General features: G+C 67.3%; 14 protein-coding genes and 1 tRNA gene. 12 read left to right on the top strand and 3 right to left on the bottom strand.

The window, feature by feature from the left end; translation table 11 throughout:
- Positions 1-35 precede the first annotated feature (35 nt).
- Positions 36-647, bottom strand: a complete 612-nt coding sequence (locus K8P10_RS08660; protein WP_224778536.1) for a DUF4126 domain-containing protein — start codon at positions 645-647, stop codon at positions 36-38.
- A gap of 71 nt (positions 648-718) precedes the next feature.
- On the opposite strand from K8P10_RS08660, the gene coaE reads away from it, so the two are divergent.
- Entirely contained in the window at positions 719-1348 is a 630-nt protein-coding gene (gene coaE, locus K8P10_RS08655; protein ID WP_224778535.1) for a dephospho-CoA kinase, read from the top strand.
- On the opposite strand, the gene K8P10_RS08650 is transcribed toward coaE, so the two are convergent.
- Positions 1335-1946: a vitamin K epoxide reductase family protein gene (locus K8P10_RS08650; protein WP_224778534.1), complete on the bottom strand. Its 612-nt coding sequence runs from the start codon at positions 1944-1946 to the stop codon at positions 1335-1337. The two genes, coaE and K8P10_RS08650, sit on opposite strands and share 14 nt — an antisense overlap.
- Before the next feature lie 291 nt (positions 1947-2237).
- Here K8P10_RS08650 and K8P10_RS08645 point away from each other — a divergent pair, with 291 nt between their 5' ends.
- The 11 genes from K8P10_RS08645 to K8P10_RS08595 all read left to right on the top strand — a co-directional run bounded on the left by K8P10_RS08645 (position 2238) and on the right by K8P10_RS08595 (position 12360).
- Positions 2238-4820 (top strand): Rne/Rng family ribonuclease, encoded by a 2583-nt coding sequence (locus K8P10_RS08645; RefSeq protein ID WP_224778533.1) that lies wholly within the window; start codon positions 2238-2240, stop codon positions 4818-4820.
- A gap of 182 nt (positions 4821-5002) precedes the next feature.
- Positions 5003-5311 (top strand): 50S ribosomal protein L21, encoded by a 309-nt coding sequence (gene rplU / locus K8P10_RS08640; protein ID WP_224778532.1) that lies wholly within the window; start codon positions 5003-5005, stop codon positions 5309-5311.
- A gap of 25 nt (positions 5312-5336) precedes the next feature.
- The gene (gene rpmA / locus K8P10_RS08635; protein ID WP_224778531.1) at positions 5337-5591 is read left to right on the top strand and encodes a 50S ribosomal protein L27; all 255 of its coding nucleotides are present in this window, start codon (positions 5337-5339) and stop codon (positions 5589-5591) included.
- Between the two features lie 85 nt (positions 5592-5676).
- On the top strand, positions 5677-7182 hold the full coding sequence (obgE, locus tag K8P10_RS08630) for a GTPase ObgE (RefSeq protein WP_224778530.1): 1506 nt from the start codon (positions 5677-5679) through the stop codon (positions 7180-7182).
- Entirely contained in the window at positions 7179-7949 is a 771-nt protein-coding gene (gene proB / locus K8P10_RS08625; RefSeq protein ID WP_224778529.1) for a glutamate 5-kinase, read from the top strand. Before obgE ends, proB begins: the two co-directional genes overlap by 4 nt.
- Positions 7950-7959: 10 nt before the next feature.
- A complete protein-coding gene (locus K8P10_RS08620) occupies positions 7960-9210 on the top strand; it encodes a glutamate-5-semialdehyde dehydrogenase (protein WP_224778528.1) in 1251 nt (416 codons plus the stop codon).
- A 62-nt stretch (positions 9211-9272) separates the two neighbouring features.
- The gene (locus K8P10_RS08615) at positions 9273-9485 is read left to right on the top strand and encodes a hypothetical protein (protein WP_224778527.1); all 213 of its coding nucleotides are present in this window, start codon (positions 9273-9275) and stop codon (positions 9483-9485) included.
- Positions 9469-10086, top strand: a complete 618-nt coding sequence (nadD, locus tag K8P10_RS08610; protein ID WP_224778526.1) for a nicotinate-nucleotide adenylyltransferase — start codon at positions 9469-9471, stop codon at positions 10084-10086. The genes K8P10_RS08615 and nadD overlap by 17 nt, the downstream gene beginning before the upstream one ends.
- Positions 10087-10088: 2 nt before the next feature.
- On the top strand, positions 10089-11807 hold the full coding sequence (locus K8P10_RS08605) for a hypothetical protein (protein WP_224778525.1): 1719 nt from the start codon (positions 10089-10091) through the stop codon (positions 11805-11807).
- Between the two features lie 34 nt (positions 11808-11841).
- Positions 11842-12249 (top strand): ribosome silencing factor, encoded by a 408-nt coding sequence (gene rsfS / locus K8P10_RS08600; protein ID WP_370631832.1) that lies wholly within the window; start codon positions 11842-11844, stop codon positions 12247-12249.
- Positions 12250-12284: 35 nt separating this feature from the next.
- A tRNA-Ala gene (locus K8P10_RS08595) sits at positions 12285-12360 on the top strand.
- 122 nt (positions 12361-12482) lie between these two features.
- Here the strand turns inward: K8P10_RS08595 and K8P10_RS08590 are convergent.
- Entirely contained in the window at positions 12483-12836 is a 354-nt protein-coding gene (locus K8P10_RS08590) for a VOC family protein (RefSeq protein WP_224778524.1), read from the bottom strand.
- Positions 12837-12867 lie beyond the last annotated feature (31 nt).

Raw genomic sequence — 12867 nt, 5'->3', positions numbered from 1 at the left:
CAAGGTCCTCCGTCGAGAGGACTCGCGCAGTCGTCTCAGTCGGCTGCAGCGCGTGCGGCGCGAGCGTCGCGCCGCTGTTGGAGTACGCGGCGCATGCGGCGAATCAGCAGCACCAGCACTGCTCCCGCCGCACCGAGCGCGATCACCGGTGCGACCAGTGCGAGTATCGTCAGTGCTCCTGCGCCGATGTCCTCCGCGACGCTGGTGACCGCGGCGCCTGCACCGGCGGTGACGACGTTCAGGACGGGGCGCACCAGTGCCTTGAGCACGTGCGGGACGAACGCGACGGCGATCCCGATGAGGAACGGCCACACGGCCTCGGATGACAGGAAGGCTTGCGGGTCGCTGACGGCAGCGGTTTCGCTCGCCACGCCGATCGAGAACACCATGCCGCCCGATGCCGGCCGCACGACGGTCTGCAGCACGTCATTGATCGTGTCGAGGACGGGGAACTTGTCGACGAGCATCTCGAGGGCGAGCAGGCCGCCGAGCAGCCACATCACCCAGTCGACTTCGAGCCATGCCCAGTTCTCGGGGAGCACGATGAGCGGAGTGAAGCGGGCGAGAAGAGCGACGCCGAGCAGCGGAATGTAAGCGTTGAGCCCGGCAGCGATGGCGAGCACTATGCCCGCGATGACCTCAACCATGTGGCTCCTCTCCGCAGACCCCCAGTCTACGAACGTCGAACCGGATCCGCCTCTGGCGATAGAGTCGCTCTATGCCACTCATCGGACTGACCGGCGGCATCGCCGCAGGGAAATCAACGATCGGACGCCGTCTCGAAGCGCTCGGAGCCACGCGGATCGACGCGGATCAGCTCGCACGGGACGCTGTGGAGCCCGAGAGTCCTGGGCTGGCCGGGATCCGGGAAGCGTTCGGTGCCGAAGTGATCGCGGCTGACGGTACGCTCGACCGCCCCGCGCTCGGGCAGCGGGTGTTCGGTGATCCCGAGCAGCTCGAGCGACTCAACGCGATCGTGCACCCGGAGGTGCGTCGTCTCGCCCGCGTTCGCGTCGATGCGGTCACCGCCAACGATCCCGATGCCGTCGTCGTCTATGAGATCCCGCTCCTCGTCGAGAGTGACGCGACGCTGCCGTGGGACCTCGTGGTCGTCGCCGAGGCCGCGGATGACGTCAGGCGCGAGCGTCTCGTCTCGATTCGGGGGATGACCCCCGAGGAGGCGGATCGGCGCCTCGCGAGTCAGGCCTCCAACGCCGAGCGGCGTGCCGTAGCCGATGTGGTCATCGACACGGGCGGAACCGAGGCCGAGACGCTCGCCGCGACCGATGCGCTGTGGAGCGACATCCGTGCAGGGCTGGTCACGCGGCGCGGCACTACGGGCGGGTGAACTCCGCGATCCAGTCGAGGCGGAACTGCGCCACGGCCGCGATCACGATGAACGTCACCACCACGAAGACCCATGCCCACGAGTGGAGCTCGCCGAAGCGTCTGGCCGTCGTCTCACTCGTGGGGACGTCGCCGACTCCCTCCGGGCGGAAGACGGTGAACCAGAAGAGCGGTGTCATGACCGACCAGACCACCATGCACCACGGGCACAGCGTGCCGAGGGAGAACACGCTCTGGTATGAGAGCCAGAGGATGAATGCGAACCCGAGTGACAGGCCGATCCGGTAGGTGATCCAGAACCACCGAGCGAAGGTGGCACCGGCCAGCAGTGCCACGCCGACCGCGATCGGCGCGATGAAGGCGCTCACTCCGATGATCGTGTTGCTGAACCCCAGGATGGATCCCTGCCAGGAGTCCATGTTTGGTCCGCAGGTCACGAGAATGCTGATGTTGCAGTTCGGGGCGTAGTCGGGGTTGCTCAGCGTCTTCATGTACTCGGTGAGCAACTCGAAGGCGGCGAACCAGCCGATCGCGCCGAGAACGATGGTGAGGATCGCGAACCCGACCGGTCTGCGGGGGCGCACGGAATCGAACGTCATGAGCCGCATCGTACTCAGTCCCGCTGCGTATTGCATGAGGCGCCGACCTCACCGGGCAGTTGGAGCGCGTGCACGAGCATTCCGGTCGGGACGTGACATAATGAGACCGTCGAACCGCACATATCAGCGGGACGCACAGAGGTTTGGACCGCCCCGAAGGCGGTCGCCGGTCGAAGAACGACCGACCGTGGAGCACGAGCTCCGCGGAGCACAGGATTCGCGGCCCAGCCGCACGAGAAGATTCCCCGAACGCACCGCGAGGGCGCTCGGGTACTGAGGAGCACACCAGCGATGGTGAATGAAGCACACAGCACAGCAGAGACCCCGGAGGTCACCGAAGCGAACGATGCGACCGAGTCCGTCGAGTCCACATCAGCAGCGGAGACCACCGGAGCCCAGTCCACCGGAGTCCAGTCCGCCGAAGCCGAGCCCGAGACGACGGCTCCTGAGCCGCCGCGCGAACTGACGGCAGCGGAGAAGTTCAAGGCGACGACGAAGCTCGTCTTCCTGGCACCTGACGTGCCGCCGGTCGCTCCGCGGTCGCGGCGCAGTGAGCTGCGCGAACTCGACGACCTGCTCGATCGTGAACTCCGCAGCGAGGGCAGTGTCGGCCGCGAGGCCCGCGACGACGAGGACGACCGCGATGAGGGTTCGTCGCGACGTCGCAACCGTCGGCGGGGATCCGACACCGCTGATGGGGGAGACGCGCGGAAGAAGCGCCAGCCGCAGCAGACCCAGGCCCCCGTCGTCACGGAGCCGCAGAAGGTGAAGGGGTCGACCCGGCTCGAGGCGAAGAAGCAGCGCCGCCGCGATGGCCGCGATGCCGGCCGTCGGCGCATGGTCATCACCGAGTCCGAGTTCCTGGCGCGCCGCGAGGCCGTGGATCGGGAGATGGTGGTTCGGGCGACGCCCGACCGAATCCAGATCGGCGTGCTCGAGGACCGAGTGCTCGTGGAGCACTACGTGGCCCGCTCGAGTGAGACGTCGATCATCGGCAACGTCTATCTCGGCCGCGTGCAGAACGTGCTTCCGAGCATGGAGGCCGCGTTCGTCGACATCGGCCGTGGTCGCAATGCCGTGCTCTACTCCGGTGAGGTCGACTGGTCTGAGTTCGAGGGCGGCAACACCGCCCGGAAGATCGAGAATGCGCTGAAGCCGGGCGATCCGGTGCTCGTGCAGGTGACGAAGGATCCGGTCGGCCACAAGGGCGCCCGCCTGACGAGTCAGATCTCGCTCCCCGGCCGCTTCCTGGTGTATGTGCCAGGTGGGGCGATGAACGGAATCTCCCGGAAGCTGCCCGATACCGAACGTGCGCGCCTCAAGAAGATCCTCAAGGAGGTGCTGCCGTCGGGTGCCGGTGTCATCGTGCGCACCGCGGCAGAGGGTGCGACGGAGGATCAGCTGACCCACGACGTGCAGCGCCTGGCCAGGCAGTGGGAGTCGATCCAGAAGCGGACCGAGAAGGGCGGGGGTCCGGTGCTGCTGCACTCGGAGCCCGACATGCTCATCAAGATCATCCGCGATGTCTTCAACGAGGACTTCCACCGACTCGTGATCTCCGGCGAGGAGACCTACGGCGTGATCGAGGACTACCTGTCGCAGGTCGCTCCCGACCTGTTGGAGCGCGTGGATCGGTACTCCGGCGATCGCGATGTCTTCGACGAGTACCGGGTGACCGAGCAGATCGCGAAGGCGCTCGATCGAAAGGTGTGGCTGCCCTCGGGCGGTTCGCTGGTGATCGACCGCACCGAGGCGATGACCGTGATCGATGTGAACACGGGCAAGTTCGTCGGTTCAGGGGGCAACCTCGAGGAGACCGTGACGAAGAACAACCTGGAGGCCGCCGAGGAGATCGTCCGGCAGCTGCGCCTGCGCGACGTGGGCGGCATCATCGTCATTGACTTCATCGACATGGTGCTCGAGTCGAACCGCGACCTCGTGCTCCGCCGCCTGGTGGAGTGCCTCGGCCGCGACCGGACGAAGCACCAGGTCGCCGAGGTCACGTCGCTCGGCCTCGTCCAGATGACCCGGAAGAAGCTGGGGCTCGGCCTGCTCGAGTCGTTCAGCGAGCCCTGCGAGACCTGCGCCGGCCGCGGACTCATCGTGCACCACGAGCCCGTTTCGAAGTCGCGGAACGGCGGCGGGAACGGGTCCCGAGGCGGCGGCAAGCGTCAGAACACGAGCAAGTCCTCGCAGAGCCAGCAGCAGCACAGCCAGGCGCACGCCATCAGTGACGGAGCCAAGAACATGCTCGCGCAGGTCGCCGCGTCGACGCTTCAGGCGGCGAAGCAGGCCGGCGAGGCGCTCGACGCCGCCGGCCCGCGCGCGGCAGACGAGGGGCAGGTTCAGGTGAACGCCGACGCCCCCGGCGCGGCCGCGAACCGTACCGGGCGGGTCGGCGCGTTCACCGATGAGGCGAACGACGCCGAGTCGGATCGCGGAGGTGCCAGACGAGCGTCGTCTGCTGGCCGCCGTGACGACCGCGATGCGTCATCGGGTGCAGCCGGTTCGGATCGCTCGGACCGCGCCGGGAACCGGGACCGCCAGGAGCGATCGGGCAGGCGACCCGAGGCCGTCAGTGCGCGGGAGGAGGGCGGTAACTCGCTCGGATTGCTCGATTCGATCCTCGAGGCGCTCCCTGAGCCGCCGGCGCCCTCGCGGGGCCGCGGCCGGAGCCGGCGCGTCTCCGTGCCGACGACCCGCGCGGACGCTCCCCAGGGAGCGACCGAGAACGGCGGCGGTGAGGGGGCGGCCTCCTCGTCGAGCGACGGCGCCGGCGACGGCGATGCCGTCTCCGGTTCAGAGGCGGCGAGACGTGCGCTCGCGGAGGCGCTCGACGAGAGCATGTTCCGCAAACAGGCCGGCGATCGGTAGTCTCGGCGGGACACGCTGGTCAGCCTATTTGACCGTGCGGGCCTCATCGAGATATTATTGACCGTTGGTGCCACTCTTTTGGGGTGGCGGCTCGGCAGGCGATCGATCTCCTGCCTCGATGCAAGGGTCGCGAGAGCTTCGCGACCGGCAGTTTTGACGATACCTCAGGAAAAGGGTGACAAGTGGTTTACGCAGTAGTGCGCGCAAGCGGCCGGCAGGAGAAGGTTGAGGTCGGTTCGATCCTCACGGTCAACCGCATTGCGGGCGACAGCGGCAACACGGTGGAGCTCCCGGCCGTGCTGCTCGTCGACGGCGACAGCGTGACGAGCGACGCCGAGTCGCTCGCGAAGGTCAAGGTCACCGCTGAGGTGCTCGACGACACGCGGGGTCCGAAGATCGTGATCCAGCGCTACAAGAACAAGACCGGGTACAAGTCCCGCCAGGGTCACCGCCAGGATCTGACCCGCATCAAGGTCACCGGCATCAAGTAACCCGGACAACGGAGGAGACAGACTCATGGCATCAAAGAAGGGCGTCAGCTCAACCCGCAACGGCCGCGATTCGAACGCGAACCGTCTCGGCGTGAAGCGCTACGCAGGCCAGGCCGTGAACGCGGGCGAGATCCTCGTTCGTCAGCGCGGCACCAAGTTCCACCCCGGTGCGAACGTGGGCCGTGGCGGCGACGACACGCTGTTCGCTCTCGCCGCCGGCTCGGTCGAGTTCGGTGCGAAGGGCGGCCGCAAGGTCGTCAACGTGGTTGAAGCCGCGTAAGCAGCGCATCAACGGCAAGGCGGGCTTCGGCTCGCCTTTTGCCGTATCTAGGGGCAATCTCATCACAGACAGGGGTCGATAACGCATGGTGACGTTCGTGGATCAGGTGCAGGTGCACCTCCAGGCCGGGCACGGCGGGAACGGCTGCGTCTCGACGAAGCGCGAGAAGTTCAAGCCGCTCGCCGGGCCCGACGGGGGCAATGGCGGGCATGGCGGTGACGTCGTGCTGATTGCGGATCCCCAGGTGACGACACTGCTCGACTATCATCGACGGCCGCACCGCATCGCCGAGCACGGCGGCTTCGGCATGGGCGACAATCGCTCGGGCACGAAGGGCGCCGACCTCGAGCTGTCGGTGCCGGTCGGCACGGTCGTGAAGAGCGAGGACGGTGAGACGCTCGCGGATCTCAGTGAGGCGGGCACCCGTTTCATCGCTGCGGCCGGCGGCCAGGGCGGGCTCGGCAACGCCGCCCTCGCCAGTGCGAAGCGGAAGGCGCCGGGATTCGCTCTGCTCGGCATCGAGGGCTGGGCCGGCACGATCTCGCTCGAACTGAAGACGATCGCCGACGTCGCGCTCGTGGGGTTCCCCTCTGCGGGCAAGTCGAGTCTCATCGCGGCGCTCAGCGCTGCGAAGCCGAAGATCGCGGATTACCCCTTCACCACGCTGCACCCGAACCTCGGGGTTGTCCAGGCGGGCGACCATCGGTTCACCGTGGCCGATGTGCCGGGGCTCATTGAGGGCGCGAGCGATGGCAAGGGGCTCGGCCTCGACTTCCTCAGGCACGTGGAGCGATGTGCTGCGCTGCTGCACGTGCTCGACTGCGCCACCCTCGAGCCGGGCCGCGACCCGCTCTCGGACCTCGAGGTCGTGAAGCGCGAGCTCGGCGCCTATGCGGTGCCCGAGGGGCAGACGCCGCTGCTCGAGCGACCGCAGCTCGTCGCGCTGAACAAGACCGACGTGCCCGAGGCTCGTGAACTCGCGGAGTTCGTCCGAGGCGACCTCGAGGCGCAGGGGTACCGCGTCTTCGAGATCTCCGCCGTTGCCCACGCAGGCCTCCGCGAGCTCAGCTTCGCGCTGGCCGAGATCGTAGACGCCGAGCGCGCGCGGCGTCTGGCGACCGAGGAGACGCACGAGCGTATCGTTCTGCGGCCGAAGGCGGTCGACGAGTCTGGCTTCCGCGTGGTCACCGAGGGCGGCACCTACGGCACCATCTTCCGGATTCTCGGAGCGAAACCCGAACGGTGGGTCGCGCAGACTGACTTCACGAACGACGAAGCGGTCGGGTATCTCGCCGACCGTCTGCAGAAGCTCGGTGTCGAGGACGCGCTGGTCAAGAAGGGCGCCGTCGCCGGTTCGACGGTCGTCATCGGCCCCGGTTCCGGCGTCGTGTTCGACTGGGAGCCCACTGTGACGAGCGCCGCCGAGGTGCAGATGGGCGCCCGAGGCAGCGACCTGAGAGTCGATCAGAACGATCGCCGGACGAACCACGAGCGGCGAAGCACTTACCACGAGCGGATGGACGCCAAGGCCGAGGCCCGCGAAGAGCTCGAGCGTGAGCGCGAGGCGGGGCTCTGGGAGAGCGACCAGTGAGCGGGACCGATCTGCTCGGCGCCCAGCGCGTCGTCGTCAAGGTCGGATCATCGTCGGTCAGCGGGGACAATGCGCACCGTATTCCGACCCTCGTCGAGTCTCTCGCGCGCCTGCACCGCGGTGGCGCTCAGGTGATCCTGGTCTCCAGCGGTGCGATCGCGACTGGCGTGCCGTTCCTGCGACTCGATGAGCGACCCGAGGATCTCGCCACGCAGCAGGCCGCCGCCGCGGTGGGGCAGAACATCCTCGTGAACCGGTATCAGCGTGCGCTCACGAGCCACGAGATCATCGCGGGGCAGGTGCTGCTCACCGCGCACGACCTCGAGAACCCGACGCACCGGGACAATGCGAAGCGCGCGCTCGAACGGTTGCTGCAGCTCGGTACGCTGCCGATCATCAACGAGAACGACACGGTCGCGACGCACGAGATCCGCTTCGGGGACAACGATCGGCTTGCCGCCCTCGTTGCGCGCTTGGTCGGTGCGGACCAGCTGATCCTGCTCTCCGACGTCGACGCGCTCTACACCGCGCCGCCGTCAGAGCCGGGTGCCGAGCGCATCAGCGACGTGCCCTACGGTGACGAGCTCGCGGGCATCGAGATCGGCGAAGCGCAGTCGGGTTGGGGCACCGGAGGGGCGCGCACGAAGGTTCAGGCCGCGCGGCTCGCGACCGACGCGGGAACGCGCGTTCTCCTCACGGAGACGCGCCTGCTCGCCGCCGTGCTCGACGGCGCGGATCACGGGACGCGATTCGCCGCTGCGGGCTAAGCTGGAGGGTATGACTCCGGATCCGTTCCTCAGCCGCCTCGAACTCGCGCGCACCGGTGCGCGGACACTCGTGAACGCGCCGACCGCCCGCAAGAACGCGGCGCTCGAGTGCATCGCCGTCGCGATCGAGACGCACGTGCCTGAACTGGTGGAGGCGAACGAGCGCGACCTCGAGAACGGGCGCGCGAACGGAATCGACGACGGTCTGCTCGACCGCTTGCGCCTCGATGCCGACCGACTGCACGGTCTCGCGCAGGCGGTGCGCGACATCATCGGTCTCCCGGATCCGGTCGGCGAGGTTGTCAGGGGGAGCACGCTCGCGAACGGGATCAGGATCAACCAGGTCCGCGTCCCCTTCGGCGTCGTGGGGGCCATCTACGAGGCGCGACCCAACGTGACGGTCGATATCGCGGCCCTGGCGCTGAAGAGCGGCAATGGCGCGGTGCTGCGCGGCGGGAGTGCCGCTGAGCAGTCGAACCGCGCGCTCGTCGAACTGATCCAGGGCGCGATCACGGAGGCGGGCCTCAGCGGCGACGCGATCCAGACGATCGACGACTTCGGTCGCGATGGTGCCGGCCGGCTCATGCGGGCGCGCGGGTACGTCGACGTCTTGATTCCGCGGGGAAGTGCCGGGCTCATCTCCACCGTCGTGCAGGAGTCGACGGTTCCCGTCATCGAGACCGGTTCCGGGATCGTGCACGTGTTCGTCGATGCGACTGCTGACGAGGCCATGGCCGTCGACATCGTGCGCAACTCGAAGACGCACCGGCCGAGCGTGTGCAACGCGGCAGAGACCCTGCTCGTGCACCGCGATGCTGCCGCGAGGCTGCTCCCCGCGATCTCTCGTGCGCTCCTCGAGAAGGATGTCGTTCTGCAGGGCGATGATCGCTCCCGTTCACTGGTGCGCGAGATCGGCGAGGCTGACGACGAACTGTGGGAGACGGAGCATCACGCACTCGAGATGGGGATCCGAGTCGTCGACTCCCTCGACGACGCCCTCGCGCACATCGACCGGTACTCGACGCGGCACACGGAATCCATCGTCACCCAGGACTACACGAACGCCGAGCGGTTCCTCGCCGAGGTGGATTCCGCCGTCGTGATGGTGAACGCGTCGACCCGCTTCACCGACGGCGGCGAGTTCGGATTCGGTGCCGAGGTCGGCATCTCCACCCAGAAGCTGCACGCGAGGGGACCGATGGGGCTCCCTGAACTCACGAGCACGAAGTGGCTCGTGCGCGGGAGTGGTCAGGTTCGCTGAGACCGGACCGCTAGACTGGTGGGAACACGTCCATCGACCGTTATTGAACGCTGGGGATTCACATGTCATTTCTCGCAACGATCGCCGTCGCCGCAGAAGGCGGGCACCACGTCGTCAACGAGCTACCCTTTCCGGCTCCGCTGTTCGGCGTGATCGCGTTCGTCGGATTCACGGCCCTCGCTGCGGTGACGTTCAGCTTCCGCGATGTCGCGAACCGTCACGCCGAGAAGGCAGAGGCTTACGCTCGCGAACACGGTGATGCTCGCCAGCACTGATCGGCCGGCGTCGGTGAAGCCGCGCATCGGAGTGATGGGCGGCACGTTCGATCCCATCCACCACGGTCACCTGGTCGCGGCGAGCGAAGTCGCGCGGAGTTTCGATCTCGACGAGGTCATCTTCGTGCCCACTGGTCAGCCGTGGCAGAAGCAGAACGTGTCTCACAGCGAGCACCGCTATCTGATGACGGTGATCGCGACCGCCTCGAACCCCAGCTTCAAGGTGAGTCGGGTGGACATCGATCGTGCGGGCCCGACGTACACGGTCGATACGCTGCGGGACCTGCGAGCCGAGTTCCCCGACGCCGAACTGTTCTTCATTTCAGGAGCCGACGCGGTCGAGCAGATCCTGGAGTGGAAGGACGTGGACAAGTTCTGGGATCTGGCGCACTTCATCGCTGTGTCACGGCCCGGGCACGAACTCTCGCGGTCAGGGTTCTCGGGTGATCGGGTGAGCCTGCTCGAGGTTCCGGCACTTGCGATCTCATCAACGGACTGCAGGAGCCGGGTGGCTCGCGGTTACCCGGTGTGGTACCTGGTGCCGGATGGAGTAGTGCAGTACATTGCGAAGCACGGGCTATACACCGACGGGAGCAACTGAGAATGACTGAGAACGAGCCGGATCGCCCCCTGACGCGGCGCGAACGGCGTCTGCGTGATCAGGCGGCAGCTGCGGTACCGGAAGAGACCCCCGAAGCGGGCACCGAGACAACGGAGTCTCAGGCGCCCGAGGTGTCCACGGAAGCAGCTGCGACCCCTGAGCCGACTGCTGCGACGCCCTCCAATGCTGCGGCGGATCTCCCAGAGATCGAGATCGAGCCGTACGACGAGAACGGCAATCCGCGCACGCGCCGTGAGATGCGCGAACTCCGCGAGCAGGCGCTCCGCGAGCGCGAAGCCGCGTTGACGGAGGCCGCGCCTTCGGTGCCTGAGCCTGAGGTGGCCGAGCCTGCGCCCGCCATCGTCGAAGCGCCGACCGAGGCGTTCAGTCTCGAGGACATCCGGGAAGCCGAGAGTGCCGCCGCTGCCGATGAAGTAGCGGATACCGATGCGTCGGCGAATGCCGGTGGTGCAGAGGTGCCGGCGGAAGAAACTGCGATCCACGAGGTCTCCGATGAGGCGGTCGCGTCCGATGCGACGGCGCCCAGTGACGACGCCGCTGAGACGGTGACCGAAGGCGACGGCGATGCGAGCGATCCCGACGATGCGGCCTCGAGCGAGTCCGACGACGAAGCGAGCGCGAGCGACCAGGTCGAAGACGAGGCGGACGAGCCGTTCCTCGCGGACGCGCCCCCGGTAAAGGCATCGCCGCCCACCGAGCCGCTGTCGTTCGATGAGGCCCTCGCGGGAGCAGTTGACGACCAGTCCGGAGAGACCGTCGAGGCCGAGGTCATCGAGACGCAACTCATCGAGACGCAGTCGGAGGACGGCGGCGTCGAGACGGTACTGATTGAGACTGCCGTCATCGAGACGGATTCCGACGGGGAGCCGGCCGCGACTGAGCCGCCCGCGGAGACCCGCTTGCTGGATGCGGAGGATGTCGATGCTGAGAGCGCCGACGAGGCAGCGGAGGGTGGTGTCACGGCCGAGGCGGAAGTTCCGAGCGATGCTCCCGTGAGCGCTGCGCCGAAGAGTGCTGCTCCCAAGAGCGCTGCTCCGAAATCCGCCCGTCCGGCTGCCTCGACGCCGGTGAGCGAACCGCCCGCCGCGCCGAAGGCCGCCGGCGAGCAGGCAGCCGACGCCGACGCACCGAAGACCCCGTACTCGTTCCCGGATATCGCCCCGCCTGAGGAGTGGCGGTCCGTGTTCGACGAGGACTCGAAGGCGGGGCCGGGCAACGACGCGCGCTCGGCGAGCGGTAAGGATTCCGGTTTCGACGACCTCATCGCGCGCGCCGTGGTGCAGGACGGGCGTGCGGGCGGCACGAACTCGGCCGCTCTGATCCTGCCCGATATGCCGGAGGACGGCGGCCTCGCCGGCCCCATCGGCGGGACGGGCGAGCTGTACATCACCGGGTCGATCGATGTTCCGAAGTCGATCGGTGAGACCGGTGGCCACGCGTCGATTCATGACTCGATCGAACTCGACCCGGTCGATGAGCTCGGGGCGGAGCGTCCGCACGGCGGCGCGGATCAGGCCACGGGTCCGATCTCCGCACGTCGGGCCGTGAGCGCGTCGAGCGCGACGGGAGCTCCCATGTTCTCGAGCGCGGGCAAAGAGAAGAGCAAGCTGCCGCTCGTGCTGTCGCTGACCGGAGGGGGCTTGATCCTCGTCGTCGGCGGTATCGCGGTGTGGGGCTTCGCGACCGGCGTGTTCGGATAGTCCGGACGGCCACGGAAGCAGTGAAAGGAACCCAGTGACGGAAACCCGAGAGGTGATGTCCGAACTGACGATCGCCGCGCGTGCAGCGAGCGACAAGGGGGCGACCGGTCCGGTCGCTCTTGAGGTGACGGAGCAGTTCGGGCTCGCCGACGTGTTCCTCATCGTGAGCGGCGCTGTCGAGCGGAACGTGCAGGCGATCTCCGACGGCATCGAGGATGCCCTCAACGAGCACGGCACCCGTACCGTTCGCCGTGAGGGCCGCGAGGGCGGGCGTTGGGTGCTGCTCGACTTCGGCGACCTCATCGTCCACGTCTTCCACCAGGAGGACCGCGACTTCTACCAGCTGGAGCGCCTCTGGAGCGACTGCCCGACGATCGACATGCCCGAGATCCCGGAAGCCCCGGCCGATTTGCATTCGACCCCGTCATCCGGTGTAAAGTAGAGGAGTTGTCGGGGGAGTATTCGTCCGACTTCCACGGGTCTGTGGCGCAGCTGGTAGCGCACCTGCATGGCATGCAGGGGGTCAGGGGTTCGAGTCCCCTCAGATCCACCATTTCAACTACATTTCTGATTCAGTAGCGAGTCGACAGCTCCTGCGGGCCTCTAGACGCGAATATTCGCGGTTGACCTGGAGTGCGTCACGGGTACGGCAAAGTTCCGGGCGACCGTGATGATTCAGCGCGAGGCAGTGTGCATGCCGACATTGATCACGCGGCCGTCACTGGCGCGGTAGAAGAATCGTTTCACTCCCCACGGCTCATCGGAGAGCGGATGTACGATCTCCAAGCCTGCTGCCTCGACGCGGGACAGCACATCATGGACATCGTCGACGAAGATCGACACGTCGGGGTTGACCGGTGCGGTGGCATCCCGGGTCATGACGCTGAGCTGGTGCCCTGCGTCGTCGCCGAGGGTGACGATCCAGCCGTGATCCATCAAGACCTGGAAACCGAGGACGGTGGAGTGCTCCCTGACCGCGGCAGGGAGGTCGGTCACGGTCAGGTTGGGTACGACTCGATCAACATGCACGGGGCCATTGTCGCATCGAGCGCCGAGGCGA

It is taken from the genome of Leucobacter sp. Psy1 (genome assembly GCF_020096995.1).
In the GTDB taxonomy this organism is placed as follows: domain Bacteria; phylum Actinomycetota; class Actinomycetes; order Actinomycetales; family Microbacteriaceae; genus Leucobacter.
This window is presented reverse-complemented; position numbering and strand designations above follow the sequence as displayed.

Excerpts from the sequence above, each read along its gene's own strand:
- K8P10_RS08645 (WP_224778533.1), top strand. The coding sequence starts at position 2,238 with ATGGTGAATGAAGCACACAGCACAGCAGAGACCCCGGAGGTCACCGAA.
- rpmA (WP_224778531.1), top strand. The coding sequence starts at position 5,337 with ATGGCATCAAAGAAGGGCGTCAGCTCAACCCGCAACGGCCGCGATTCG.
- coaE (WP_224778535.1), top strand. The coding sequence starts at position 719 with ATGCCACTCATCGGACTGACCGGCGGCATCGCCGCAGGGAAATCAACG.
- K8P10_RS08620 (WP_224778528.1), top strand. The coding sequence starts at position 7,960 with ATGACTCCGGATCCGTTCCTCAGCCGCCTCGAACTCGCGCGCACCGGT.
- K8P10_RS08650 (WP_224778534.1), bottom strand. The coding sequence starts at position 1,946 with ATGACGTTCGATTCCGTGCGCCCCCGCAGACCGGTCGGGTTCGCGATC.
- K8P10_RS08605 (WP_224778525.1), top strand. The coding sequence starts at position 10,089 with ATGACTGAGAACGAGCCGGATCGCCCCCTGACGCGGCGCGAACGGCGT.
- obgE (WP_224778530.1), top strand. The coding sequence starts at position 5,677 with ATGGTGACGTTCGTGGATCAGGTGCAGGTGCACCTCCAGGCCGGGCAC.
- K8P10_RS08660 (WP_224778536.1), bottom strand. The coding sequence starts at position 647 with ATGGTTGAGGTCATCGCGGGCATAGTGCTCGCCATCGCTGCCGGGCTC.
- nadD (WP_224778526.1), top strand. The coding sequence starts at position 9,469 with ATGCTCGCCAGCACTGATCGGCCGGCGTCGGTGAAGCCGCGCATCGGA.
- K8P10_RS08615 (WP_224778527.1), top strand. The coding sequence starts at position 9,273 with ATGTCATTTCTCGCAACGATCGCCGTCGCCGCAGAAGGCGGGCACCAC.